Source organism: Branchiibius hedensis (assembly GCF_900108585.1).
GTDB lineage: Bacteria > Actinomycetota > Actinomycetes > Actinomycetales > Dermatophilaceae > Branchiibius > Branchiibius hedensis.
The window spans coordinates 2,638,015-2,663,257 of the sequence record NZ_UESZ01000001.1 but is presented as its reverse complement, the minus strand read 5'-3'; the positions used below and the strand labels follow the sequence as shown (position 1 = coordinate 2,663,257).

The window sequence follows — 25,243 nt, the reverse complement described above, 5'->3', positions numbered from 1 at the left end:
TGCAGGATCGGCGTGTCGTTCACTGGGTGACCTCCTGGATGGCGGGTGCGTCGGACGTGATTGCGGCGCGGGCGGATACGCGCCCCTTGGTCAACGTCGACTCCACGTAGTCGAGCCAACGGACCTCGGCTTCTGCTGCGAAGAGGTGGTTCTCCAGCAGCAGCGTCCAAGCAATGTCGCTGTGCTTGTCCGAGGACCGTTTCAGACGGGTGAGGTCGCGCAGTTGCGCCATCGATGCGGTGCGCTGGGTCTGGACCACTCGGCGTACGTCGATGCCGGGCAAGGTCACGGCCAGCACCAACTTGATCGCCAATTCGTCTCGCGGACTGGTGGCGCGCTCGACCGGGGAGGACCACCACGTCTCGAGTTCGGCGCGGCCGGTGTCGGTCAGGGCGTACTCGATCTTGCCCTCATCGTCCGCCGGGCCGGTTTGCTCCACGAGGCCGTCTCGCTCCAGGCGGGCGAGGGTAGTGAACACCTGTCCCACGTTCAGCGGCCAGGTGCCGCCGGTGTGCGCCTCGAACTGTGCTCGCAGCCCGGAGCCGTGGATCGGCCCTTCGGACAGCAGGGCCAGCAGGCCGTAGCGGACAGACATGAGGTTTCTCCCTGGGTATACCGAGTAAGGGTGAGAGGAACCTATACCGCGTATAACCCAGGGTCAAGCATCGGGCGCGGGGTCAGCCCAGTTCGCGCAGCCCCGGCAGCACCTGCTCGCCGAAGGTCCGCAGGAAGCGCTCCTGGTCATCGCCCGGCGCGTGGAACACCAGGTGGTCGAAGCCCCAGTCGACGTACTGCTTCACCGCAGCCACGACCTCGTCCGGGTCGGAGGACACGATCCAGCGGGACGCGATCTGCTCATCGGACAGTGCGTCGCCGAGCTTCTCCATCTCCAGCGGGTCGCTGGTGCCGTGCTTCTGCTCCGGAGTGAGCGAGAGCGCGGCCCAGAAGCGGCAGTTCTCAACCGCCTTGGCGTGGTCGGGGTCCCAGGAGAGTTTGATCTCGATCATCCGGTCGATGGTGTCCCGCTTGCCCAGCGACAGGCCTTCCTCGACCGCCGGGATCAGCTTGTCGACGTAGAGCTCCTTGCCCTTGCCGGAGGTGCAGATGAATCCGTCACCCATCCGGCCGGCGTACTTGGCCACGGTCGGACCACCTGCGGCGATGTAGACCGGGATCGGCTCGTCGGGTTTGTCGTAGATCGTCGCGTCGACCGTGTGGTAGTAGTCGCCTTCGAAGCTGACCCGCTCCCCGGTCCACAACGCCCGCATCAACCGCACCGACTCGCGCAGCCGGCCGAACCGCTCCTTGAAGTCCGGCCATTGCCCGGAATCCACTGAGCCGACAACGATTTCGTTCAGCGCCTCACCGGTGCCGACACCCATCGCGATGCGACCGGGGTAGAGAGAGCCGAGCGTGCCGAAGGCCTGGGCGACCACAGCGGGGTTGTAGCGGAACGTGGGGGTCATGACCGACGTACCCAACTGGACGCGTTCGGTCCGTTCGCCCACAGCCGCAAGCCAACTGAGGGAGTACGGCGCGTGCCCACCGTGGTGCCGCCAGGGCTGGAAGTGGTCGCTGATCCAGACGCTTTCCAGGCCGATCTCCTCGGCCAGGACCGCGTAGTCCAGCAACCGCCGCGGCGCGAACTGTTCTGCCGAAGCCTTGTATCCGATGCGCAGGGTCATACCTCCAAACTAGGCGAGGACTGACTCCACCGCGACGGAGGACATTCCAAAGGCTTCGGCGACGGGAGCGCAGGTGATCTCACCGGCGTGCGTGTTCAGTCCGAGCGCCAGGGCGTGGTCGGCGCGCATCGCGTCCTGCCAGCCCTGGTCGGCCAACCGCACCGCGTAGGGCAGTGTCGCGTTGGTCAGCGCCCAGGTCGAGGTGTTGGGTACGGCGCCCGGCATGTTCGCCACGCAGTACATCGTCGAGTTGTGCACGGGATACACAGGGTCGGCGTGCGTGGTGGGCCGGCTGTCCTCGAAGCAGCCGCCCTGGTCGATTGCGATGTCCACCAGCACCGAACCCGGCTTCATCTGCGACACAAGCTCATTCGAGACCAGGCTGGGTGCTTTGGCGCCCGGGATCAGCACGGCGCCGATGACCAGGTCGGCCTCGCGCACCTGCTGGGCGATGGTCAGCGAGGAGGACGCGAGGCCCTGCACGCGGTTGTTGTACCGCCAGAACGACATCCGCAACTTGTCCAGGTCCGTGTCCAGCAGGGTCACGTCGGCGCCCATGCCGAGCGCGATGTTGGCGGCGTTCTGGCCGGAGACGCCGGCGCCGATGATCACGACTTTCGCGTTGGCGACGCCGCCGACGCCACCCATCAGCACGCCGCGGCCGCCCTGCGGCTTGGTCAGGTAGTAGGCGCCCATCTGCGGGGCTAGGCAGCCCGCGACCTCCGACATCGGGTAGAGCAGCGGCAACCCACCGGAGGGCAGTTGCACGGTCTCATAGGCGATACCCGTCGTACGTCGAGCCACCAGTTCCTTGGTCAGTGCCTCGTCCGCGGCCAGGTGCAGGTAGGTGAAGAGGGTCAGATCCTCACGCAGGCGGTGGTATTCGCTGGCGACCGGCTCCTTGACCTTGATCACCATCTGCGCGTTACCCCACACCTCGTCGGGGTCGTCGACCATCGTCGCTCCCTGCGCGACGTACTCGGCGTCGGTGATTTGTGAACCTTCCCCGGCGCCGGTCTGGATGAGCACCTCGTGGCCGTGCGCGACCAACTCGTGCACGCCGGAGGGCGTGATGCCCACCCGGAACTCGTTGTTCTTGACTTCCTGGGGCACGCCGACGCGCATGGTCTCTCCTGATGGGGGTTCGGTTCCAGCCCGCTATTGCTACTCCTACAACCTGGAAAGCAGTACCTTGTCCGAAGAATCTTCGACGCCGGGAGGCTTGCGTGGCGACTCGTTCGAAAGGTGACCCGGATCACACCAGTCGGTCGAACAATGTGCGCGACGGCCTCGATGAAGTCGACCGGATCCTGCTGCGCGAACTCGCGGCCGATGCCCGCACGCCCAACAATGTGCTGGCGGCAAAGGCCCGTATCGCGCCGTCCACTGCGCTGGGCCGGGTCCGTGGCCTGGTAGAGGACGGCGTCCTGCGCGGGACGCACGCGGACATCGATCCCACGCTGACGGGGCGACCACTACAGGCGATGGTCGCGGTGCGCATGCGCGCGCACGCCCGCTCCCGGCTGACCAAGTTCCTGCACCACCTGGCGGATCTGCCCGGGGTGCGCAACGTCTACCTGCTCGGCGGCACGCACGACTTCATGATCCATCTGGCCGTGCCGGACACCAATGCGCTGAACGACTTCGTGATCGAGCACCTCAGCGGGATCCCCGATGTGGCCAGCACCGAGACCTCGCTGATCTTCCAGCACGTGCAGTCGCACCGCTTCGACTGACGCCCTGTGAACCAGACCACAAGAAGGCCTTGACGTTACGCAGAGTGGAAAGTAATGTCCACAATACGGAAACAAAGGAGGCGTCACCGATGACGGTCCAGACCAGTCCCGGCCACAGCATCACCGCGCGGGTCTCCGCGCCCGCTGGATTCAGTGCCACCGCCGCGCTGGCTGCTGCCGCAGCTTCGGCCGGCGCCGATGTAACGGCCCTCGACATGGTCGAGTCCGGCCACGAGGGCGTCGTCGTCGACCTGACCGCCTACACCCGGGGCGTCAGCCACGCCGCTGAGGTCGTCGAGGCGCTGAAATCGGTCGACGGGGTCGAGGTCGCCAACGTCAGCGACCGCACCTTCTTGATGCACCTGGGCGGCAAGCTGTCGGTGCAGTCCAAGGTCGAGTTGCGCAACCGCGATGAACTGTCCCGGGCGTACACGCCCGGCGTCGCTCGCGTGTGCCTGGCGATCCACGAAAACCCTGACGACGCAAGGCATCTGACCATCAAGCGCAACACCGTTGCCGTGGTCACCGACGGCACTGCCGTGCTCGGCCTGGGCAACATCGGCCCGGCCGCGGCGCTACCGGTGATGGAGGGCAAGGCCGCACTGTTCAAGCGGTTCGCCGACGTGGACGCCTGGCCGGTCTGCCTGGACACCACCGACACCGAGTTGATCATCTCCATCGTCAAGGCGATGGCCCCCGTCTACGGGGGAGTGAACCTCGAAGACATCGCCGCCCCACGGTGTTTCGAGATCGAGCGCCGGTTGCGCGAAGAGCTGGACATCCCCGTCTTCCACGACGACCAGCACGGTACGGCGATCGTGGTGCTGGCCGCGCTGATCAACGCTCTGCGGGTGGTCGGCAAAGAGATCTCCGACGTACGGATCGTGGTCAGCGGGGTCGGCGCCGCCGGGCACGCGATCATCCAGTTGCTGAAGGCGCAGGGCGCTCGCGACATTATCGCGTGCGACCGCAACGGCGCAGTGGACCACGACCGCGAATACACCGACGAGCACCGCCGCTGGATCGCCGACAACACCAATCCCTCCGGCTTCGTGGGCACCTTGCACGACGCGCTCGCCGGCGCCGACGTCTTCGTCGGTGTGTCCGCACCGGGCGTCATCGAGGGCAAGCACGTCGCGACGATGAACGACGGCGCGATCGTCCTGGCCCTGGCCAACCCGGATCCGGAGATCGACCCGTTGGAAGCCGCCGAGCACGCGGCAGTCGTCGCGACCGGGCGCAGCGACTTCCCGAACCAGATCAACAACGTGCTCGCCTTCCCCGGGCTCTTCCGCTGACTGCTCGATGCCGGGGCGCACGAGATCTCGACCGATCTGCTCGTGGCAGCCGCCGAAGCCATCGCCGGTTGCGTCGCCGCTGACGAATTGACCTCCAGTTACATCATTCCCAGCGTTTTCGACACTCGTGTCGCACCCGCTGTGGCAGCCGCCGTCCAAGCGACCGCCGTCACCCCGCCCGCTGTCACTTCCGAGGAGAACTGATGACCACCGCGCCCGTCCGCCCCGCCAGCTACTACGCCCCGCACGGCGGGCATCCGGACCAGTCGGCGTTGCTGACCGATCGCGCGATGTTCACCGAGGCCTACGCGGTCATCCCGCGCGGCGTCATGCGCGACATCGTCACCAGCTTTCTGCCCGGGTGGCACGACACCCGGCTGTGGGTGCTGGCCCGGCCGCTGAGCGGATTCGCCGAGACGTTCTCGCAGTACATCGTCGAGGTGGCGCCCGGCGGCGGCAGCGACCGACCGGAAACCGACCTGGGTGCGGAGTCGGTGCTCTTCGTCGTCGAGGGCGAGATGACGATCACGATCGATGGTGACCGGCACGAACTGCGCGCGGGCAGTTACGTCTACCTGCCCCCGTCGCAGCGGTGGACGGCGGTCAACCACAGTTCCGCCGAGGTCCGGTTCCACTGGATCCGCAAGGCCTACGAGCCCGTGGCCGGTCTCGACGCCCCCGAGGCGTTCGTCACGCACGAGGAGGACGTCGTACCCTCCCCGATGCCGGGCACCGAGGGCCGTTGGGTGACAACGCGATTCGCCGACCCGACCGATCTGCGGCACGACATGCACGTCAACATCGTGACCTTCGAACCCGGCGCGGTCATTCCCTTCGCGGAGACGCACGTCATGGAGCACGGTCTCTACGTGCTGGAGGGCAAGGCGGTCTACCGCCTCAACCAGGACTGGGTCGAGGTCGAGGAGGGCGACTTCATGTGGCTGCGTGCTTTCTGCCCGCAGGCCTGCTACGCCGGCGGTCCGGGTCGGTTCCGTTACCTGCTCTACAAGGACGTGAACCGGCACATGCGCCTGCCGCGGAGCTTCGCGTGACGCGGCTGGCCGCGGGTGACCTCGCTCCTGCGCTGTCACTGGATGGCACCGACGGACCGGTCGACCTCGCCGCACTGGCCGGCCGTCGGGTTGTCATCTACTTCTTCCCCAAGGCGTTCAGCCCCGTATGCACCGACCAGGTGTGCAGTTACCGGGACGAACTGCCGGCCATCACCGCCGCCGATGCCCTCGTGTACGGCGTGTCACCCGACCCGCTGGACGAACTGTCCCGGTTCGCAAACCAATTCGACCTCGGTCACGCTCTGCTGAGCGATCCGGACGCCACCACCGCACAGCGCTGGGGTGCGTGGGGACCCAAGACCGTGAACGGGCAGGCAATGGTCGGCCTGCTGCGGAGCACCTTCGTCGTCGGACCCGACGGCACGGTGGAGAGCGCTGACTACGAGGTGGACGGCCGCACCGATGCGGCCGCCCGACTCGCTGGTCTGTCGGCCCGCTGAGGCCACGTCACCCCCTGCCCCGCGACCCGCGGCGGCGAATTCGACGGTCAACGATGACCTTTCGGAGGTTCACCCATGTCTGAAGTCACCACCAAACACCCGGTCGATGAGGTGTTGCCGGCACCGCAGATGTTCCTCTACGGGTTGCAGCACGTGTTGTCGATGTACGCCGGAGTGGTCGCCGTACCCCTCGTGGTCGGCAACGCACTGAAGCTCTCGGCCGCCGACATCACCTTCCTGGTGTCGGCCGGTCTGTTCATGTCCGGCCTCGCGACCCTGCTGCAGACCATCGGTGTCTGGAAGATCGGTGCCCGTCAGCCGTTGGTGCAAGGTACGTCGTTCGCGGGCGTCTCGACGATGCTCACCATCGGTGCCTCGGTGGGTGGCGGACACGCCGGTTTGCGGGCGATCTACGGCGCGCTGATCGTGGCAGCGATCCTCGGCCTCCTGCTGGCGCCGGTCTTCACCCGGTTGCTGCGGTTCTTCCCTGAAGTGGTCACCGGTGTCGTCATCACGATCATCGGTGTGTCTCTGCTGCCGGTGGCCATCAAGTGGGCCGGCGGCGGAACCCCCGGTGTCACACCGAATTTCGGTGCTCCGAAGAACGTCGCGGTGGCCGCGTTGACCGTGCTGCTGATCGTCCTGATCTACCGGTTCCTGCCCGGCTTCTTCAGCCGCGTCGCGATCCTGCTGGGTCTGGTACTCGGCACCCTCGTGGCGATCCCGTTCGGCATCACCGACTTCAGCAAGATCTCCGACGCCAACGTCTTCCAGTTGACGACTCCCTTCCACTTCGGGATGCCGACCTTCGCCGTCGGTGCGATCGTCTCGATGTTCATCGTCATGCTGGTCACGATGACCGAGACCACGGCGGACATCCTCGCGGTGGGTGAGGTCATCGACCAGCCCGCGACCCGTGACCAGGTGACCGCCGGTCTGCGGGCCGACATGGGTGCGTCGGCGGTCGCCGGTGTCTTCAACGGCTTCTCGGTCAGCGCCTTCGCGCAGAACGTCGGACTCGTCGCGATCACCGGTATCAAGTCGCGGTTCGTCGTCGCCGTCAGCGGCGCCATCCTCTTCGTGCTGGGTCTCTTCCCGGTCCTCGGTGCGATCATCGCGATCGTGCCGCTGCCGGTGCTCGGTGGCGCCGGCCTGGCCCTCTTCGGCACGGTGGCGGCCAGCGGAATCCGTACCTTGTCGAAGGTCGACTTCTCCGGCAACGCCAACTTGGTGATCGTGGCCCTGTCGCTGGGCATGGGCATCATCCCCATCGCCGTGCCGACGTTCTACGACCAGTTCCCGTCCTGGTTCCGGGTCATCTTCGACTCCGGCATCAGCGCCGCCGCCATCACCGCGGTCCTGCTGAACATCGTCTTCAACATCGTCGGCCGCTCCGACGACTCCGAGGGCCCGATCTTCTCCGAGGCGCCGCCCTCGGGTGCGATCTCCGACGAGGACGAGGAGCGCCTGCAGATGCGTCGCGAGGCGATCCACCCGCGGGCCCGCCAAGCGATCATCGAGAACGCCTGAGCCGAAAACGCTTGAGCCGAAAATGCTTGAGCCGAGAACGCTTTGAGCCGAAAACGCTTGAGCCGAAAACGCTTGAGCCATTGAGGTTCAGCATGGGTCCGCCGTCCGAGCCAGGGGCGGCGGACCACGCTGGTCGACCGATACGACCCGCCGAGACCCTTCCCCTAGTGGGCATTCGGGGGCATCCGGAATCGCCGGTTGCTGAGCCATCTCTTCTCACCTCCTTCCGGCGGCCGAATGTAGAACTCCAGGCGGCCGTTCCGTAACCGGATCGGGATGCCCTCCGCGTGGACCCGCCGATGGTCCGACCCGCACAGCAGCGCCAGGTCGTCGAGGTTGGTGGTGCCGCCCGCCGCCCATGGTTTTCGCCAGTGGTGCCCTTCACACCAGCCCGGTGGCCGATCGCAGCCGGGCATCGCGCAGCCACCGTCACGGTTCTCGATCGCTCGCCGTTGATGGATCGTGAACGTGCGTTTGGATCGCCCAAGATCGAGTGGGACGGACGCCCCGTCGAAGACTTGCGGGATCAGCCCGGCGTTGCACGCCAGTCGCCGTACCTCACCGGCGCTCATCCGGCTGCCGGTCGACAACGTCGCCGCCCGGACGCCCTGGGCCAGGGTCTCGAAATCGAAGTTGACCGTCAGGATCGCCGAGACACCACCGGCACCCGGCAGTTTGTCGGTCGGTAGGTGTTCGCACAGCTGAGCCAGTGCCCGGCCCTCCCGATGCTGCTTGTCCAGCGGAAGACCGCCCGCCTCGGCGGCGTCCGCCGCGTCGAGGTCGGCCTCGACCTGGGCCAGGGTGGGCGCCCAGCCGGCCACGGGAGCGGCGCCAGGCGCGGCGCCGACATCCACTGCGGCCCAGTCCGGTGGTCGCGGCGTGGTCTGCTCGGAACTCCCGGGCGGTCCTGCGTCCATCAAGTGGAACCGCCGCGGGGCGCTGATCGCCTCCACCGCCGCCTGCAGCATCTGCGCCTGCACCTCCGGCAGCAGGAATCCGCCCTTGAACAAACCCGGCTTGAACTCCTTCATCCAGAACGCCGACTGCTCCCACGCCGACTGCTCCTGGGCAACCAGTTGGTCGTTCTCGTGCGCATCCGCGTCGTGCACCGACTCGAACGCCTCCCGCATCCGGGTCGCACGCCGCGACAGGTCCGGCAACGGCATCTTCGGAGCCGCCGCGAGCAATTCCCGCTCGGCCCGCGTGCGGTCCGCCTCCGACACCGACGGCGGCAACGCCGCCAACCCACGGGCGATCACCCGGGCCTGCTCTTTGGACACCCGCCCGGCAGCCAGAGAGTCGCTGGTCGCCGGCGCATCGGCCAACTGCTTGCCCAGGTAGAGCAGGGCGTTGCCCTCCCGGCGGTCCCCACCGAACTGCCCGGCGAGCATCGACCCCACCGCACCGGGCGAGCCACCCGCGGCAGTGGTCACCGCCCGCACCCGATCGGCCGCGTTCACCATTGCCGACTCGATCCGTGCCTTCGCCGACCCCAACCGGCCCGACGCAGCCAAAGCACTGGTCTGCGAGACCTGTTCCCACTCGCCAAACGCGATCAACCGGTCTAGCGCAGAGTGCAACTCAGTCACCAGGCCGGCGAGCGTAGCGTCGGCCGAGGGAGCAGCCGACACCGCTACCGCATCAACGGATTCAATAGTCTTCACGCCAGCGCCACCTCCCCAGGTTGCCGGACCCCCGAACGTCTGTACGAGATCAAATTACTGACCACCACTGACACCCGCCATGGGCGAATCCGGTTGTGTGGACAACTCAGCGGTCCGGTGCGCTATCCACAGATCACGCTCAGCAGCCATCGCCTAGCGTGGAGACATGGCTTCCTTCCCCACCGCACCTGTCGTCGCTGCCGGACTCATCGGAGGGTATGGCGTGGCCCGGGCGACCGGCGTACGTCCCCTCGGCGGTGTAGTCCTCGCTGCCGCTGGCGTTGCCGCTGGACGAGAATGGCTGTCGCGTAAGGGCATTCCGACGACTGCGGCACTGAGCGCGCTCTACCTGACGGCTTTCGGCGGCTCCCACCCACTGGCCAAAAAGCTGGGGGCGTGGCCGTCGGTGCTTGCGGTGACTGCCGTCGCGGCTGGCGTCACATACCTTGTCGCGGACACATAACGTCGGCTGCCGTCACGACCGTGATCCTGCAACGGCGGCCAGGGCTTCCTGATAACCCGAGCCGATCGTTATCAACGTGATCCACTTACTTTTGTAGCCAAGAGGTTCCTCGTGCCAGGTCGCGTCCGGACGAACTTCGTGTAACCAGGTTATGTCGGCGTCGGACCGCACGAGGGTGCCTATCCATTGCGCGCTAAGCCGTTCCTCCTGCTCGATGCTGACCAGCTGGGCCGCGGCGGCCATCGAGCGTAGGACGGATGCAACGTTGTCCAGCGCCAGCGGCGACGGCGCTCGAGGTGGCCAGGTGGGCAATCCGCGCGAGTAGTCCTGCTCGAACCCCTTGCGTCGCTTGATGCGCACGACATCTTTGATCCGGAAGGCGGAATAGCCGTCGAAGTAGCCGCCGTCTCTGATGTTTTGGATGACGGCCCAATTGTCTCCGACGGCGACGATGAATCCTGGTAGATCTTCTGCGAACTTCAATGAGCGCTCGACACGAACCAACCGTTGAGCCATTTGCGCGCGTCGAAGCTTTACGGCTGTATTCACGCGCCAAGAATGCCAGAGCACCACCGCGTGCCGACCCGCCAGCCGGCTAGGCGATCAGCAGGTCGTGGGCATACGCGGGCGGCGATCTCACAGCCATCGTGGAGAAGATCTAAGCGCTACACACGCCTGCTGCCTCTCGGCTTATCGAACGGACGTCGGCCGCGTTGCTGAGGCTCAGGAGCCGTAGATCAGGTCCGCATAGTCCTCACGGTGCTTGGACATGTACGACTTGTAGAACGGGCACAGCGGCATCACCTTGCGCTGACCCTTGGCGCGTACGTCGGCCAGTGACTCCCGCGCGAGAGCGGACGCCACGCCGTGCCCCTCGAACTCCGGTTGCACCTCGGTGTGCGTGAAGACGATGAGTTCGTCGGTGAGCTGGTAGACGGCGAAGCCGGCGAGGGCACCGTCGATGTGCGCCTCGTAACGGCTCTCGGCTGGGTTGTCCGTGATCACGACATCAGTCATGCACCGAGCGTAACCGGGCGGCGGGTTCGGCCGCCGATGGTCGATGTGCAACCGGCAAACCCGCGATTCACGGCCAGACCCGGGGAAGCAGGCTAGCGCGGCCGCGAGTCAGCGGTAGTGCGTGCCGATCTGCTGGCCCACCTGCTCCAGGAGCGACTGCGCGTTGGCGATCGACCGCTCCACGGAGGGTTCGAGATCCGAAAGGGTCCACGCCGCAGTGATTCCCGCGCCTAACAGGTGCTTGGTGGTGAGCAGCGACCGCCCGGCCACCGCGACCACGGGCACGTGATGTTTGGCGGCCGCCGTCGACACCCCGATGGGTGCTTTGCCCGACAGGGACTGCTCGTCCAACGAGCCCTCGCCGGTGATCACCAGGTCCGCGCCGAGCACTGCGTCGTCGAAACCCAGGAGCGACAGGATCAGCTCGATGCCTGGTTCGAGGCGGGCGCCGAGACCGGCCAGCGCACCGAACCCGGCACCACCGGCGGCACCCGCACCGGGAACCGCCCGGAAGTCGGTGCCGACCACCGATGCGAGTACGTCGGCCCACCGCCCCAGCGCAGCGTCCAGTGCCGCCACATCGCTGGGTGACGCACCCTTCTGCGGTCCGAAAACCGCTGCAGCACCGTCGATTCCGAGCAGCGGATTCGTGACGTCGGAGGCGACGACGACCGATGCTCCGGAGAGCCGCGAGACGACGGGCTCCAAGGAGACCGAAGCGATCCGGGACAACGCCCCGCCACCCCGGCCGATCGGCGTACCGGAAGCATCGAGGAGGCGGGCGCCGAGGGCGGCCAACATGCCCGCACCCCCGTCGGTGGAGGCGCTGCCCCCAGGCCGACGACGATCTCGCGGGCTCCGGTCGCGAGAGCGGCGTCGATGACCTGACCGAGGCCGTACGTCGATGCCGTCAGGGGTGCCAGGCGCCCACCGGGTAGCAACGAGAGTCCGCACGCCGCGGCCAACTCCACCACCGCGCGGTCGCCGTTGACCGCGAACGGAGCAGACACCGGGTCGCCGACGGGGCCGTCAACGACAACCTGATGCTCGGTGAAGCCGGCCGCAACGGCGGCAGCCACGGTGCCGTCGCCGCCATCGGCGATCGGCAGCAGGACGACGTCGGCCGACGGAAGAGCCGCCCGTAATCCTGATGCGAGCGCCGCCGCGACCCCCGAGGCCGACAGCGACCCCTTGAACTTGTCGGGGGCCACGACGATCTTCATGCGCTCAGTCCAACATGCTGATCGCGGTCGGTGCGTCCGCGCCGACGGAGGCCAGGTCTTCGAACTCGACCACGTTGTCCAGTTCAGTACCCATCGCGATGTTGGTGACCCGTTCGAGGATGACCTCGACCACGACCGGCACGCGCAGGTCCTGGGCGAGCTTCTGCGCATCGGCGAAGGCCTGCGGCAACTCCTCGGGATCCTGCACGCGGATACCCCGGCAGCCCAGTCCCTCAATGACTTTGAGGTGATCGACACCGTAGCCACCCAGCTCGGGGGCGTTGATGTTCTCGAAGGAGAGCTGCACGTGGTAATCCATCGAGAAGCCACGCTGGCTCTGTCGGATCAGGCCGAGGTAGGCGTTGTTGACCAGGACGTGCACGTAAGGGATGTTGAACTGCGCGCCGACGGCCAGTTCCTCCAGCATGAACTGGAAGTCGTAGTCACCGGACAGCGCCACCACGGGCGTGTCGGGACGGGCAGTCGCGACACCCAGTGCTGCCGGCATCGTCCATCCCAGCGGACCGGCCTGACCGGCGTTGATCCAGTGCCGCGGACCGTAGACGTGCAGGAACTGCCCGCCGGCGATCTGCGACAGCCCGATCGTCGACACGTAGACGGTGTCGCGGTCGAAGGCCCGGTTCATCTCCTCGTAGACGCGCTGCGGTTTGATCGGGATCTCATCGAAGTGCGTGCGGCGCTGCAACGTGTGCTTGCGCTGCTGGCAGTCCTTGACCCACACGTCCCAGTCGGGGAAGTCCCGCTCGCCAGCCGCCTCGACGAACAGCGACAGGGCCGCGCCGGCGTCCGACACGATGCCGTAGTCGGGCGCGAAAACCCTTCCGATCTGGGTCGGTTCGATGTCGACGTGCACGAAGGTGCGCCCCGCGGTGTAGGTGTCCAGGCCACCGGTGTGCCGGTTGGCCCACCGGTTGCCGATGCCGAGCACGAAGTCGGACTCCAGCAGCGTGGCGTTGCCGTAGCGCTGCGAGGTCTGCAGTCCGGCCATGCCCGCCATCAACGGGTGGTCATCGGGGATCGCACCCCAGCCCATCAGCGTGGGGATGACCGGGATGTTGGCGGCTTCGGCGAAGGCAACCAGGGCGTCCGAGGCGTCGGCGTTGATGATCCCGCCACCCGCGACGATCACCGGTCGCTCCGCCTTCGCCAACATGGCCAACGCGTGGTCGATCTGCGCGCGGGTCGCAGCCGGCTTGTAGACCGGAAGCGGCGTGTAGGTGTCCGGGTCGAAATCGATCTCGGCCATCTGCACGTCGAACGGCAGGTCGATCAGCACCGGGCCCGGACGACCCGAGCGCATCAGGTGGAAAGCCTGCTGGAAAACGCCTGGCACCTGGGCGGGTTCGAGGACGGTCGTCGCAGCCTTGGTGACGGGTGCAGCGATGTCCGCGATGTTGATCGCCTGGAAGTCCTCCTTGTGCAGGCGGGCCACCGGCGCCTGGCCGGTGATGCACAGGATCGGGATCGAGTCGGCGCTGGCCGAGTAGAGACCGGTGATCATGTCGGTGCCCGCGGGACCGGAGGTGCCGATGCACACGCCGATGTTGCCTGCAGCGGCGCGGGTGAAACCCTCCGCCATGTGCGAGGCGCCTTCGACGTGCCGGGCCAGGATGTGCTTGATCCCGCCGTGCTCACGCATCGCGTCGTAGAACGGGTTGATCGCGGCACCGGGCAGACCGAACGCCGTTGTAGCACCTTCGAGTTCGAGGATCTTCACTGCCGCATCGACGGCTCGCATCTTCGTCATGATCCGCTGACCTCCTGTCCGGACAGTCGCTCGACCCCGCGCAGCAGCGCCGAGTGGTCCAGGTCGCCGTCACCCTGCGCGCGCAGCGAACCGATGAGTTGGGCGGTGGCCGCACCCAGCGGGATCGCGACCCCCTTGGCCCGGGCGGACTCCAGGATAATGCCCATGTCCTTGTGGTGCAGGTCGACCCGGAAACCGGGCTTGAAGTCACCGGCCAGCATGCTGGCGCCCTTGCGGTCCAGCACGGTGCTGCCGGCCAGGCCACCGGCCAACGCCTTGAGCCCCGCTTCAGCGTCCACGCCGTACGCGCGCAGCAGCACGATCGCCTCGGCGACCAACTCGTAGTTGCCCGCGACGATCAGCTGGTTGGCGGCCTTGACGGTCTGACCCGAGCCGGCCGGCCCGACGTGCACGATCGTCTTACCGACGACCTGCAAGTACGGCGTGGCAGCGGCAACATCGTCGTCCGCCCCGCCGACCATGATCGACAGCACCGCCTCTTTCGCGCCGGCCTCGCCGCCGCTGACCGGTGCGTCGATGACGCGGATCCCGCGCTCGGCTCCCGCCTCGGCGAGCTGGACCGCGACGTCCGGGCGGATGCTCGACATGTCGATGTGCAGCGTGCCCGGTTTGGCGTTGGCGTAGATGCCATCCTCGCCGAGCGCCACGCCGAGCACGTCGGGGGAGTCGGGCACCATCGTGATGACGACCTCGGCCTCGGAAACGGCGTCCGCGACGCTGGTGGCGCCCTTACCGCCGTGAGCGACGAGGGCATCAATCGCGCCCTGGCTGCGGTTGTAGCCCACGACGGTGTGTCCGGCGTCGACCAGGTGATTGGCCATCGGGGCACCCATGATGCCCAAGCCGATGAAAGCGATCGTGCTCATATCTACTGGCTCCTAACGGTTTTCGGGTCAGCTGCGCTGTTCGCGCGGCAACCAGGTGAGGCTGTCGGTGGTGTTGGTGGCCGGGATGTACTCCAGGGCCACCCGGCCGTCGTAACCGGCGCGCTGCAGATGCGCGAGGTGCTCGGCGATGGGCAGTTCCCCCGAGCCGGGCTCGTGCCGACCCGGCAGGTCGGCGACCTGCACGTGGGCGATCCGATCGGCGTACGCGTCGATCGCGGCGCTGACGTCGTCGCCGTTGTTCGCCAGGTGGAAGACGTCGAAGAGCATCCGCACGTTCGGCTCACCCACCCGATCGAGTACGCCGGCCACATCCGCGGCCGTGCGCAGCGGGTAGGGCTTGGGGCCGCTGACCATCTCCACGAGCACGGTGCGGGCGGCTCCGACGGTCTTCGCGGCGTACCGCAGGTTGTCGGTGGCCACGGCATCCTGCTCGGCGGCGTCCACGCCCTCGAGGCGGTTGCCGTAGAGCGCGTTGAACGCCGGCACGTCGAGGCGTGAACCGATAGCGGCCACGACGTCGACGTTGTCGCGGAAGTCCTGCTCGCGGCCGGGCAACGAGACGACGCCGCAGTCCGGGCCGGTGAGGTCGGCGGCCCAGAAGTTCAGCCCGATCAGCTGCACTCCGGCGTCCTGCACGGCGCTCACGAACGCATCGACGTCCCGGTCGGCGGGCACCGGTTGATCCGGCCAGGGCCACCAGAACTCGACCGCGGAGAAGCCTGCGTCGGCGGCCGCCTGGGGGCGCTCGAGCAGTGGTACCTCGGTGAACAGCAGCGAACAGTTGACTGCGTAGGACAGCGTCATGACCAACCTTCCGTAATACGGAAAAAAGTTTCTGTAATACGGAACAATAGAACGTGACATGGCGCACGTCAAGAGTCTGAGATCGGCTAGTGTCTTCCGTATGACGGAAAAGGACGGACCCAAGGCCAGCGAGCGCGTGCAATCGCTCGATCGCGCCTTCCTGCTGCTGGAGCGCCTCGCCGACGCCGGCCGGCCGGTCGGGATCTCCGAGCTCGCCGAGATGACCGACATCCCACTGCCGACGATCCACCGTTTGCTGCGGTTCTTGTCCAACGAGGGCTATGTGCGCCAGGACAATTCGCGCCGCTACGCGTTGGGTCTGCGGTTGATCCGGCTGGGTCAGTCCGCCAGTCGTGGCCTCGACGTGTGGGCGCACGGAGAGCTCGGCGGTCTGGTCGAGCAGTTCGAAGAGACCGCGAACCTGGCCATCCTGCAAGGGGATCTGGCGATCTACGTCGGCCAAGCGCCGTCGCCACACACGATGCGGATGTTCACCGAGGTCGGTCGTGCGGTGTCACCGCACTGCACCGGCGTCGGCAAGGCGATGCTGGCTGAGCTGCCTGACGACCGGATTCTCGCGCTGCTCAAGCGAACCCGGATGCCGGCGATCACCTCGCACACGATCACTTCACCCGAGGCGATGATGGCTGACATCGAGCAGATCCGAGAGCGTGGCTACGCCGTGGACGAGGGTGAGCAGGAGCCGGGGGTGCGCTGCGTGGCGGCGGCGGTGCGTGGCCTTCCGTTCCCGGCGGCGGTGTCGATCTCCGGGCCCAACAGCCGGGTGACCGAGGAGAAGGTGCCGCTGATCGCCCCCGTCCTGATCGAGGTGGCCGAGCGGTTGCGCGATCGGTTCCCCAGCAGCGCCGGGCAAGTCGGTTTCGTGGGCTGAGTGGGAGGATCAGCTATGAGCCAGTTCGAGGTCCCGACCGTTGACATCTCGGCGTACGTCGTGGACGGATCGCCCGGCGATCGGGCCGCAGTGGCCCAAGCCATCGACCAGGCCTGTCGCTCAGTCGGATTCATCCAGATCGTCGGCCACGGGATCGCGCCGGAGACCGCGGCCGGGCTGGCCGGGGCGATGGACGACTTCTTCGGTCTGCCGGTGGCGGACAAGAAGCGGTGGGTCCGCCCGGCCGCGGAGAACCGTGGCTACACGCCGCCGAAATCAGAGACGCTGGCCCTCAGTCTCGGGGTGCAGTCGGAGAAGCGGATGAAGGACTTCTTCGAGGCGTTCAACGTCGGATCCAGCGCCTCGGACTACCCCCAGGACCACCTGCTCGCCGATCACTACGCAGAGAACACCTGGCCCGAGGTCCCCGAGTTCCAGCAGCGGGTGGACGCGTGGCGTGACGAAGTGGCGCGGGTTGCGCGGATCATGATCACGATCTTCGAAGACGCACTGTCGTTGGCACCGGGGTCGCTGGCCGCCCTGGCCAACCACCCGATCGAGGTGCTGCGGATGAACAACTACGCGCTGCCGTCCGGGACCCACGTCGAGGTCGATGAGGACCTGATCGGGATGGGCGAGCACACCGACTACGGCATCGTCACACTGCTGTGGGCCGACCAGGTCAAGGGTCTGCAGGTGTTGCACGACGGCACGTGGCACGACGTCAGCCCGGCCGACGGTGCGCTGCTGATCAACCTGGGTGATCTCACCACGCGGCTGACCAACGAGCAGTGGCTCTCCACGCTGCACCGGGTCAAACCGCCGATCGTCGACGGCACCATCGAGCGGCGTCGCTCGGCTGCCTACTTCTTCGACGCCGACGCGGAAGCCGTTGTGGGACCGTGGGATTCGTTCGTGTCGGCAGATCATCCGCGGCTCTACGACGACGTCACCGTCGATGAGCACATCCGGGCCAAGTTGGCCGGGTCGCGAGCCGGCGTACGCAACGCATCCGCGCAGCGGGAGAACGCCTGGGTGGCGGCGACCCTGACCTGACCCGACGTCAGGTAGAACGGAGACGTGAACTCCCTGGCGCCGTACGTCGATCGGATCCTTGCGCTGGGGACGCAACGGACTCATCCGGCAGGTACGGCGATCGGTTTCCAACGCGGGGACCGGCGAGAGGTCGGGTGGGGTGGCTACGCGCTCTCGCCGACCGACGGTGAGTCCGGTGTGCCGATGTGGCGCGAAGCGCTCTTCGACCTCGCGTCCGTGACGAAACTGGCTGTGACTACGACGCTTTCGATGCAGTTGGTGGCATCGGGGGAGTTGGCGCTGGAGGCGCCGGTGGCGCTGTACCTACCGCAGTTTCCGCGCCCACAGATCACGGTTGAGCAATTACTCACGCACACAGCGGGACTCGAAGCATGGTGGCCGCTCTATTGCACCCCGGGCGAGCCCATCGCGGCTATCTGTCAGCTGCCGTTGGCTGACGATCCGGGCACCCGCTTCAACTACTCCGACCTGGGCGTCCTGCTCGCAGGAGCAGTGGTGTCGTCGGTGAGCGGGCAACCGTTGGACGTCGCGTTCGCCGAGCGGGTGGCCGCTCCGCTGGGGCTGACCGCCCGATACGGACCGGTCGATCCGGCGCTGGCAGCGGCATCAGCGGACAGCGACGGCTACGAGTACGCGATGCTTGCGACCAGCCTGCCTCATCCAGTTCCGTTCGGGCCCAGCGATTTCGGCGGCTGGCGCACTGGTGTCGTGCGCGGGGAGGTGTCCGACGGGAACGCCGCCCACGCGTTCGGCGGAGTCGCTGCGCACGCCGGGCTGTTCGCCTCGATCGACGATCTGCTCACGTTGGGATCGGCGCTACGCGAGGGCTTCGTGCCGCGCTCGGTACTGCAACGATTCGCCGAGCCGTCTGCAGCGAATCCGGCTCAGGCAGTGGGCTTTCGGCGCCGGACCCTGCCCGGTGGCGGCGTGGTTCTGGAGCACCCTGGTTTCACCGGGACCTATCTCGGGTTCGCGCTCGACGAGCCGTTGGTGGTTGCAGCTGCTGCGACCCGGCTGCACGGGACGGTCGGGCCGCTCCCCAGGGATGTCCCGGCCGAGTTGCCGGTGACGGTCGCGACCGCGGACGTTGTGCAGCTCGCGTGGCAGGCGGCTACCTGACTGTCCGTGCTACCCGGTGAGCGGCCTCCTCAACTCATGACCCGCCGTACCCCCTCGGCGGCGCGAGTAGGAGGTAGACAGCGATGGAAACAGCACTACGCGGCGTGGTCGGGATGAGCGATCTGATGCACGCCATGCGCACCGAGACCCGGCGGATCATGGACGCCGCCGGGGGAGATCTGGTGCTCGAGCACGAGATGATCCTCAGCCGGTTGATCGAGGCGGATCTGCTGCGCAGCGAGGAATCCGAGCAGTTGGTCGAGATGTTCCGACGGGTGCAGGAGGCTGGCGAGCCCAAACACGACCCGGCACCGGCGTACCTTGCTGTCCGGTCGATCTACGACAAGATCGCGACGGATCCAGCGGTCAGCCCGGTTGCCGTGGTCATCGCCGGGGCTGGTCTCGGCAGCTTCCAGGTGGAACCGGACGGCGACGGTGGAGTGGCCGTCGGCGTTGCCCGGATGAGTCATGGGCAGCAACTCGCCGGTATCGGCGCGGCGATCGGCACCATCCTCGGCGGGGTCACCGGGGGAGTCCTCGGCGGCGCGATCGGCGGCTACATCGGCAGCATGCTCGATGAGAAGAAGGACAAGAAGAAGACCTAGCCGCTGGCGCTCACTGCGACCACACCTCGGTTCGGGTACGCCGAGTGTGGAGTTGATCGCGCAACCAGGCGCCCGCGATGGCGCCCACAAACAGCACCACACAGGAGACGACGGCCCAACCCAGCTGCGCGGGGAGGTTCAGCGCGACGCCGCGGCGGCCGGCCACGACCCCGCCCAGGATCAGGGTGAGCACACTGGCCGCAGCGGACGCAACGAGTGCGGGCAGCCAGCGCATCTGGAACAGCAGTCCGTTCGCCAAGCCGGCGATGCCGCATGACACACAGCTGGCGACGGCTAGGGCCAGGATCACCCGACCGGTCTGCGCGTACTGCGTGCCGGTCAGCAGCGCCCGGGTGATCCTCGGCATCAGGATCGCCGGGCCGAGGAAGGCGACCACCATCGCTGAGAACGCCCGCAGCACAGTGGATCCCGGGGTGTGGTCGGTGTGGTTGCGGTGCATGGGCGGCCGGATCCTCACGAAGCTCAGTGGTAGGTCTTGAACTGCAGCGTTTCCTGGATGTGCGCCGCGACGTCGGGATCCACCTGGGTGCCGGTGATCGCCAGCGCTGCGGACTTCGGATAGGGCCACTGGGTCGCCACGATCCAGATTCCGTGTTTGGTGCTGGAGCCGTCGGTGTAGGTGAAGTTGCGCAGCACCGCGTCGTGCGCGCCGTCGACGGTGATGCGGTCCGTGGCCCCGGGCTGATAGCCGGTCAGCCCCACCATCGCGGGGAGATCGAGCCGCGCCAACGCGGCGTACGCTCCGCTGTCGTCGCCCAGCTCTCCGGCGGCCTGAAGCTGCATGCCGTTCCCGGAGTACTTGACCTCGAACGGTTTGCCGGCGCCGGTCGACTTCTGCCAGGTGCTCGGAACCTGGAAGGTCAAGTGGCCCTCGGTCACCTCGACGTACTCGACTTGTCCCCCGCCGCCGGGTTCGGGTCCGGTCGGCGATGACGAACACGCACTGATCAACAGCGCGCAGAGCAGGGCCAGGACGGCTGCGGTGGCAGTGTTGCGCATCAGTTGCTCCCTTTGACGCAGTCGGAGTACGGGACCGGTTTGCGGTTGCCCGATGCGTCGGGCGCACCGAGGTAGGACGCCGCCGTCGCCTGTGATTCAGAGTCGGACAAGCTGAAGTCGAACCCTAACGCAACGCCCACCTTCACGTTCAGCCCGAACGCGGTCGTGTCCTTCACGTTGTCATAGGTGACGGCGCTGACCTTCGACCGGTCATGCATGAGTTGCTGGAACGGGTCTTTCGGATCGGCGTACGACGGGTCGATCCCGCCGGCCGCGATCGCGCCGGCCCACGAGTAGTTCGTGTCGCCGCCCAGCCAGTTGGCGATGGTCTGCTGTGCGGCTGTGTCGTTGGCGTCGATCGACAGGTCAGTGGTGATCACCGTGGCCGTCGTCGCGTCGGTACTGGTCAGGATGCTGCCGCCGCCGGAGTTCTTGCCGGCCTGGGTGCTGCCCGAAGCCGCGGATCCGCCGGCCTGGCCACCTTCGGTGGTGCTCACGAACTTCAGGCCCACGACCTTGCCGTCCTTGTTCTTGGTGATCGCCATCGTGACGGCCGAGGCGCCCTTGGTGCCCCAGGTCGCCGTCCACAGTTGGGAGCTCACGCTGGCGTCGATGCCCAATGAGGTCGTGTACGTCGTGTCGCCCGTCACGTTGTCGGTGTTGACCGCCCATTGCGAGTTGGCGCTGATCTTGCCGACGACCTGTGCGGCCGGGATGGACTCACCGGTCCGGTTGTCGTCGGGGCCGGTCTTGTTGGTCAGGCTGAGCCCCAGCGTCCCCGAAACATCACCGGTCAACTTGATGCTGGTCATCTGTGAGTCCGGGTCCCGCGGGGGGTCGGCGCAGCCGCCGAACGCACAGTAGATGGAGTAGGTCGGGCTGTTCTGGATGGCCGCCTGATCGGCCAGGTAGTCCTCCAGGCCTTTGCGGAACTCGTCGGCGTTCTTCTTCCCGTCCGGGCCATCGAAACTCCAGGTCGAGCCGTAGTCGAACTGCAGTCCCGCACCGAAGTTGACCTTGGCGCCGGCCTCGAGTTTGCCGAAGGTCACATCAGCGCCGACTCCACCGGTTGCGCCCACGCTGGCGCCATCGGTCGCTGTCAGTTTGACCGAGCCGTCGCTGTAGACCGTCTCGACCAGGCCGGCGTTGTCGCCGATCTCGATGAAGAAGATCTTGACCTTGCTGTTGTAGGACTCGCCCTTCTCGTTGTACTTGCACTTGTCCGGCTCGAAGTCCTTGTCGGTCTTGCCCGGGGGCGAGGCGGGTCCGCAGGAGCCGTCGTTCTGCAGGATGCTGTTGACGGCTTGGCACACAGCGCTTTCGACCCGGCCGTTGCCGACGACGGCGTAGACGATCGCGACGACCAGCGCGGCAGCGAGCATGATCGCGCCGATGTATTCCAGGCCGGATGCCCCTCGCTCGCCTGCGCTCCTGCTGCTCACCCGTGGACCGTATTTCGGGACGGTGGTCCTGCACCTGGGTCGCCGGACCCAAAGTCGGGCCCAGCCCGAGCGGTGTGGCGGCCGGTGCGCTGGATCAGCGGGTGATCGGAACCTTCAGGTCGGCAAATCCCTTGAGGCGCAGCGTGATTTCGGTCAGGTTGGCTGGTAGAGCTGGGTAGGCAGCGGTCAGGACCCTGGGTTGGGGGTAGACGACGATGTTCGGGGTGCAGGCACATTCAGGTGTCCGGCCGCCCACGAAGGGGAAGGAGGGGAAGGTGGTGACGATGTACCCCTTCTTCCCCGCGGTGTCGACCAGCTGCGGCCAGGTCTGGGGCACATTCAACTTCAACGGGGAGTCGCCCGAGGTAGGAGCCGTGAACCAGAAGGTCAGCACTGAGGAATGAGTGCTGGCCTTGACCGAGGAGACGAAGATGGTCGCGGGCCGGCCGCTGGTCAGGAAGCTACTGCTCGTGGCTTGGGCAACGGACTTGTTCTGGAAGTTCAGCATGTCGGCGGGCATCGTGGCGGTGGCCGTGGGCGTGGAGGTTCCGCTGCCGCTCGAGGCCGACGGCGAGGTCGCGTTGGTGGTGGTCTGGTTGTTGTCGCTGCCGGTGCATCCGGTCAGGATGAGTGAAGCGGTGAGGATGGCGCCGGTGCTGGCCAGGGCGAGTGGTCGTTTCACTGGGCTCCTCCTGGATTCGCGAAGGACAGTGACACTCGCCGGTTGAGGGCTTTGCCCTCGGGGAAGTCGTTGCTCGCCACCGGGTCGGCCTCGCCCATGCCTTGGGGGATGAGTTTGACGCCAGGGGGGACCATCGGTTGCAGCGCGGCGACCACCGCCTGCGCTCGGCGTTTGGACAGGTCCAGGTTGTGCGCCTCGGTGTTGTCGGAGTCGGTGTAGCCGATCACATTGACCGTGCCGGTGACATGGTCGGCTTTGAGAGCGGCGGCCGCTTTGGCCAGGGTGGCGTTGGCCGCGGGACTCAACTCGGCGCTGTCGACGGCGAACAGGACATCGGCAGCGATGTCGACTGACTTGCTGTCGGACTTGGTGCGATCGGTGATCTGACCGCTGAGGTCGCCGACCGCTTGGGTCAGCGGCAGGATCGACTGGCCGGTGTTGGTCACCTTGGCCAGGGCGGCCTCGTCGACAGCGGGCCATCCCGTGCCGACCACGATCGGGTTTCCTGCGGGCAGCGTCGGGGTCATCGCGCCGTCTTCGACGGGGATGTCGGGAATGATGGTTCCGGCGATGTTCACGTCGACGGTCGTCACGGACGAGGGCAGCGTCGGAACCACGTAGTACAACGCGTAGGCCTTACCCGCGTTGTCCTCGCTCACGTGGGAGACCAGAGACGCTTGGGAGCACACACAGGCCTTGTCGGGGGTCATCAAGGTGACGTACATCTTCTTTCCGGCCGAGTCCATCAGACCCGCCTCCCCCAGGGCGTTGGCTCCCGACCGGTCTGGAGACATATCGGTGCTTGAGGTGGCCAGGATGGTCGCCAGGTTGAAGGCGCCAGCATTGGGCGTACCTGCAGGGAAGCCGATGGAGAAATACACGGCGGTTCCGCCCGGGATCCGGCGTACGCCGTGGACGGTCACGACTCCTTGCGGAGTCGTGCCGGAAGATCCATATCCAGCCTGAACCTGACCCAGTACGGGAACGGTGGTGTTGTCCGCGGCGGTAGCCGGCCCGATGGCCCCCCACGACGTGGCGAGCACCGCCAAACCGGTAGCGACGATGCGTGGGTGAGTCCTCACGCGTGCCGTCCTTCCTGCCCCGTGGGGCCCGCTAGCGATCCGCGCTGGCCGGTGCCGAGGTCAGCGGGTGAGTGGGATCTTCAGGTCCGGGAAGCCGGTCAGCCGGAAGGTGACCTGGGACAGGCCCGTCGGCAACGGCGGGTACTGGGCCGTCAGCACTCGCCGGGTGGGTTCAATCATGTTGACGTCCGTGCAGACGCAGTAGGCACCCGGTTGACTGCCCGTGAAGATGTTCACCCCGTAGCTGTTCCCCGTGCCGGCGTCTACCAGCTTGGGCCAGGTCTCCGGGCGGCTGGCGGAGATGGGGGAGGCGTACGGCGTGGCAGTAGTGACCCAGAACGTGACGACCGTGGTGTCCGGCGTAGCCCTGACGGAGGCCACCGACAACGTCGCCGAGGCTCGGTTGCTCAAAAACGTGGTGCTCTTGGCCGTGGCCGCGACCTGGTCGATCTTGTAGTTCAGGAGGTCCGGTGGCACCGACGCGGTCGGTGACGCCGAGCTGGAGCCGCCGTGGGATGTGTTGGTGGCCGACACGGACGACGGCTGCGGGTTGTCGCTGCCGGTGCAGGCGCTCAGCGCGACCACGGTGCTCAGGGCCGCGATCGTGACGGCGGCGTTGCGTCGCTTCATTGGCCGACCTGCTTGAAGGACAGGGATACTCGCCGGTTGAGCGCCTTGCCCTCAGGGGAGTCGTTGCTGGCCACCGGGTCGGCTTCGCCCTTGCCCTGGGGCACCAGGGTGATGGACGCTCCGACCAGCGGCTTCAGCGCAGCGACGACGGCGGCGGCTCGACGCTTGGACAGATCGAGGTTGAAGGCCTCGGACAGATCAGAGTCGGTGTATCCGATCACGTCAACCGTTCCGGTGGCGCCGGCCGATTTCAGGCTGGCACCGGCCTTGGCGAGCGTGGCCTGAGCGGCCGCAGTCAGCGTGGCGCTACCGCTGGCGAACAGGACGTCGGCGGCGATATCGATCGACTTCGTTGACGTTTTGGTGCGAGTGGTCAGTTGACCGGCTGTTATCTGCTGGGTGAGCGGATAGATCGATGCGTTCGGGTCACTGACCGTCGCCAGGGCGCTCTGGTCGATGGCCGGCCAGCCGGTGCCCAGTGCGATCGGCTGGTCGGCGGAGACGGTAGGCGTCATCGCCTGATCCTGGACGGGGACGGCCGGGATGATCTTGTCGCCGATGATCACATCGAGGTTCTGCACCGATGCAGGCAGCTGCGGCAACACGACGTACATCACGAAGGCGGTGCCCGCGGCATTGCTCTTGACGTGATCCTGCACGCTGCCGTGTGAACACACGCAGCGCTGATCGCTGGCCAACAGTCCGCTGTAGACCTTCTTGCCGCGCTGATCGACCGCTGCGACGATCCCCAAGTCGTCGCGCACCGACGTCCGCCCGGACGCGGCGTACTTGCGGAACTGGTCGGTAAGAGCCAGCGACAGATTGAGCGCCGACGCATTCGCGGTGCCGGCCGGGAATCCGACCGAGAAGTAGACCGCCGTCCCACCTTGAATTCGGCGCACGCCGTGCACGGTGATGACTGCCTCCGGCGCCTTCGGATCAATCGTGCTTCTGCTGACTGTCTGCCCCAGCACCGGAATCGTGGTGTCGTCGGTGGCGCTGGCCGAGACGGGCGGCAGGCCCCCAGCGATGGCACCGGCCGATGCCACGACGGCCAGCGCGGTGGTGGCGCGCTTCCGCAGGCTATGGGTGGTCACGGGTGAGTC

At 66.9% G+C, this 25,243-nt stretch carries 25 protein-coding genes and 2 pseudogenes; 10 read left to right on the top strand and 17 right to left on the bottom strand.

What is annotated here, in order from left to right; all coding sequences use genetic code 11:
• Window positions 1-19: 19 nt before the first annotated feature.
• The 3 genes from DR843_RS12895 to ald form a co-directional block, all read right to left on the bottom strand.
• The gene (locus DR843_RS12895; RefSeq protein ID WP_109686413.1) at window positions 20-595 is read right to left on the bottom strand and encodes a PadR family transcriptional regulator; all 576 of its coding nucleotides are present in this window, start codon (window positions 593-595) and stop codon (window positions 20-22) included.
• A gap of 82 nt (window positions 596-677) precedes the next feature.
• Window positions 678-1,685 carry a glucose-6-phosphate dehydrogenase (coenzyme-F420) gene (gene fgd, locus DR843_RS12890; protein ID WP_109686411.1) on the bottom strand — a complete coding sequence of 336 codons (1,008 nt, stop codon included), beginning with the start codon at window positions 1,683-1,685 and terminating at the stop codon, window positions 678-680.
• Between the two features lie 9 nt (window positions 1,686-1,694).
• Window positions 1,695-2,810 (bottom strand): alanine dehydrogenase, encoded by a 1,116-nt coding sequence (ald, locus tag DR843_RS12885; RefSeq protein ID WP_109686409.1) that lies wholly within the window; start codon window positions 2,808-2,810, stop codon window positions 1,695-1,697.
• Window positions 2,811-2,911: 101 nt separating this feature from the next.
• On the opposite strand from ald, the gene DR843_RS12880 reads away from it, so the two are divergent.
• From DR843_RS12880 to DR843_RS12860, 5 genes and pseudogenes are all read left to right on the top strand, one after another.
• A complete protein-coding gene (locus DR843_RS12880) occupies window positions 2,912-3,421 on the top strand; it encodes an Lrp/AsnC family transcriptional regulator (RefSeq protein ID WP_245934118.1) in 510 nt (169 codons plus the stop codon).
• Between the two features lie 89 nt (window positions 3,422-3,510).
• Window positions 3,511-4,923: pseudogene (locus DR843_RS12875) on the top strand (NAD-dependent malic enzyme).
• Complete coding sequence (locus tag DR843_RS12870) at window positions 4,923-5,771, top strand: bifunctional allantoicase/(S)-ureidoglycine aminohydrolase (protein WP_109686405.1); 849 nt, start codon at window positions 4,923-4,925, stop codon at window positions 5,769-5,771. The pseudogene DR843_RS12875 and the gene DR843_RS12870 overlap by 1 nt, the downstream one beginning before the upstream one ends.
• On the top strand, window positions 5,768-6,232 hold the full coding sequence (locus tag DR843_RS12865) for a peroxiredoxin (protein WP_109686403.1): 465 nt from the start codon (window positions 5,768-5,770) through the stop codon (window positions 6,230-6,232). The genes DR843_RS12870 and DR843_RS12865 overlap by 4 nt, the downstream gene beginning before the upstream one ends.
• 75 nt (window positions 6,233-6,307) lie before the next feature.
• Window positions 6,308-7,762 (top strand): nucleobase:cation symporter-2 family protein, encoded by a 1,455-nt coding sequence (locus DR843_RS12860; protein ID WP_109686401.1) that lies wholly within the window; start codon window positions 6,308-6,310, stop codon window positions 7,760-7,762.
• A gap of 164 nt (window positions 7,763-7,926) precedes the next feature.
• On the opposite strand, the gene DR843_RS12855 is transcribed toward DR843_RS12860, so the two are convergent.
• Window positions 7,927-9,426: an HNH endonuclease signature motif containing protein gene (locus DR843_RS12855; protein WP_146202578.1), complete on the bottom strand. Its 1,500-nt coding sequence runs from the start codon at window positions 9,424-9,426 to the stop codon at window positions 7,927-7,929.
• A gap of 166 nt (window positions 9,427-9,592) precedes the next feature.
• Here DR843_RS12855 and DR843_RS12850 point away from each other — a divergent pair, with 166 nt between their 5' ends.
• Window positions 9,593-9,889 (top strand): hypothetical protein, encoded by a 297-nt coding sequence (locus tag DR843_RS12850; RefSeq protein WP_109686397.1) that lies wholly within the window; start codon window positions 9,593-9,595, stop codon window positions 9,887-9,889.
• Between the two features lie 12 nt (window positions 9,890-9,901).
• On the opposite strand, the gene DR843_RS12845 is transcribed toward DR843_RS12850, so the two are convergent.
• From DR843_RS12845 to DR843_RS12820, 6 genes and pseudogenes are all read right to left on the bottom strand, one after another.
• The gene (locus DR843_RS12845) at window positions 9,902-10,438 is read right to left on the bottom strand and encodes a hypothetical protein (RefSeq protein ID WP_146202577.1); all 537 of its coding nucleotides are present in this window, start codon (window positions 10,436-10,438) and stop codon (window positions 9,902-9,904) included.
• 174 nt (window positions 10,439-10,612) lie between these two features.
• Window positions 10,613-10,957: a GNAT family N-acetyltransferase gene (locus DR843_RS12840; RefSeq protein WP_281268843.1), complete on the bottom strand. Its 345-nt coding sequence runs from the start codon at window positions 10,955-10,957 to the stop codon at window positions 10,613-10,615.
• Window positions 10,958-11,014: 57 nt separating this feature from the next.
• Window positions 11,015-12,129 (bottom strand): annotated as a pseudogene (locus tag DR843_RS12835) (glycerate kinase).
• Between the two features lie 4 nt (window positions 12,130-12,133).
• On the bottom strand, window positions 12,134-13,897 hold the full coding sequence (gcl, locus tag DR843_RS12830; protein ID WP_109686392.1) for a glyoxylate carboligase: 1,764 nt from the start codon (window positions 13,895-13,897) through the stop codon (window positions 12,134-12,136).
• Window positions 13,894-14,784: a 2-hydroxy-3-oxopropionate reductase gene (locus tag DR843_RS12825; RefSeq protein WP_109686390.1), complete on the bottom strand. Its 891-nt coding sequence runs from the start codon at window positions 14,782-14,784 to the stop codon at window positions 13,894-13,896. Before DR843_RS12825 ends, gcl begins: the two co-directional genes overlap by 4 nt.
• Window positions 14,785-14,811: 27 nt before the next feature.
• Complete coding sequence (locus DR843_RS12820) at window positions 14,812-15,609, bottom strand: hydroxypyruvate isomerase family protein (RefSeq protein ID WP_109686387.1); 798 nt, start codon at window positions 15,607-15,609, stop codon at window positions 14,812-14,814.
• A gap of 100 nt (window positions 15,610-15,709) precedes the next feature.
• Here DR843_RS12820 and DR843_RS12815 point away from each other — a divergent pair, with 100 nt between their 5' ends.
• The 4 genes from DR843_RS12815 (at window position 15,710) to DR843_RS12800 (ending at window position 19,281) form a co-directional block, all read left to right on the top strand.
• A complete protein-coding gene (locus DR843_RS12815; protein ID WP_109686385.1) occupies window positions 15,710-16,501 on the top strand; it encodes an IclR family transcriptional regulator in 792 nt (263 codons plus the stop codon).
• A 15-nt stretch (window positions 16,502-16,516) separates the two neighbouring features.
• Window positions 16,517-17,557: an isopenicillin N synthase family dioxygenase gene (locus DR843_RS12810; RefSeq protein ID WP_109686384.1), complete on the top strand. Its 1,041-nt coding sequence runs from the start codon at window positions 16,517-16,519 to the stop codon at window positions 17,555-17,557.
• A gap of 24 nt (window positions 17,558-17,581) precedes the next feature.
• Complete coding sequence (locus DR843_RS12805) at window positions 17,582-18,676, top strand: serine hydrolase domain-containing protein (protein WP_109686382.1); 1,095 nt, start codon at window positions 17,582-17,584, stop codon at window positions 18,674-18,676.
• A gap of 83 nt (window positions 18,677-18,759) precedes the next feature.
• A complete protein-coding gene (locus DR843_RS12800; RefSeq protein WP_146202576.1) occupies window positions 18,760-19,281 on the top strand; it encodes a hypothetical protein in 522 nt (173 codons plus the stop codon).
• A gap of 10 nt (window positions 19,282-19,291) precedes the next feature.
• Here the strand turns inward: DR843_RS12800 and DR843_RS12795 are convergent, their stop codons facing one another.
• The 7 genes from DR843_RS12795 to DR843_RS12765 form a co-directional block, all read right to left on the bottom strand.
• Window positions 19,292-19,741 (bottom strand): hypothetical protein, encoded by a 450-nt coding sequence (locus DR843_RS12795; protein ID WP_109686379.1) that lies wholly within the window; start codon window positions 19,739-19,741, stop codon window positions 19,292-19,294.
• A gap of 23 nt (window positions 19,742-19,764) precedes the next feature.
• Complete coding sequence (locus tag DR843_RS12790; RefSeq protein ID WP_109686377.1) at window positions 19,765-20,301, bottom strand: hypothetical protein; 537 nt, start codon at window positions 20,299-20,301, stop codon at window positions 19,765-19,767.
• Complete coding sequence (locus DR843_RS12785) at window positions 20,301-21,743, bottom strand: hypothetical protein (RefSeq protein WP_109686375.1); 1,443 nt, start codon at window positions 21,741-21,743, stop codon at window positions 20,301-20,303. The genes DR843_RS12790 and DR843_RS12785 overlap by 1 nt, the downstream gene beginning before the upstream one ends.
• A gap of 94 nt (window positions 21,744-21,837) precedes the next feature.
• A complete protein-coding gene (locus tag DR843_RS12780; RefSeq protein WP_109686373.1) occupies window positions 21,838-22,425 on the bottom strand; it encodes a hypothetical protein in 588 nt (195 codons plus the stop codon).
• Window positions 22,422-23,507 (bottom strand): OmpA family protein, encoded by a 1,086-nt coding sequence (locus DR843_RS12775; RefSeq protein ID WP_146202575.1) that lies wholly within the window; start codon window positions 23,505-23,507, stop codon window positions 22,422-22,424. The genes DR843_RS12780 and DR843_RS12775 overlap by 4 nt, the downstream gene beginning before the upstream one ends.
• A 60-nt stretch (window positions 23,508-23,567) precedes the next feature.
• Entirely contained in the window at window positions 23,568-24,137 is a 570-nt protein-coding gene (locus DR843_RS12770) for a hypothetical protein (protein ID WP_109686369.1), read from the bottom strand.
• Entirely contained in the window at window positions 24,134-25,234 is a 1,101-nt protein-coding gene (locus DR843_RS12765; protein ID WP_109686367.1) for an OmpA family protein, read from the bottom strand. Before DR843_RS12765 ends, DR843_RS12770 begins: the two co-directional genes overlap by 4 nt.
• Window positions 25,235-25,243 lie beyond the last annotated feature (9 nt).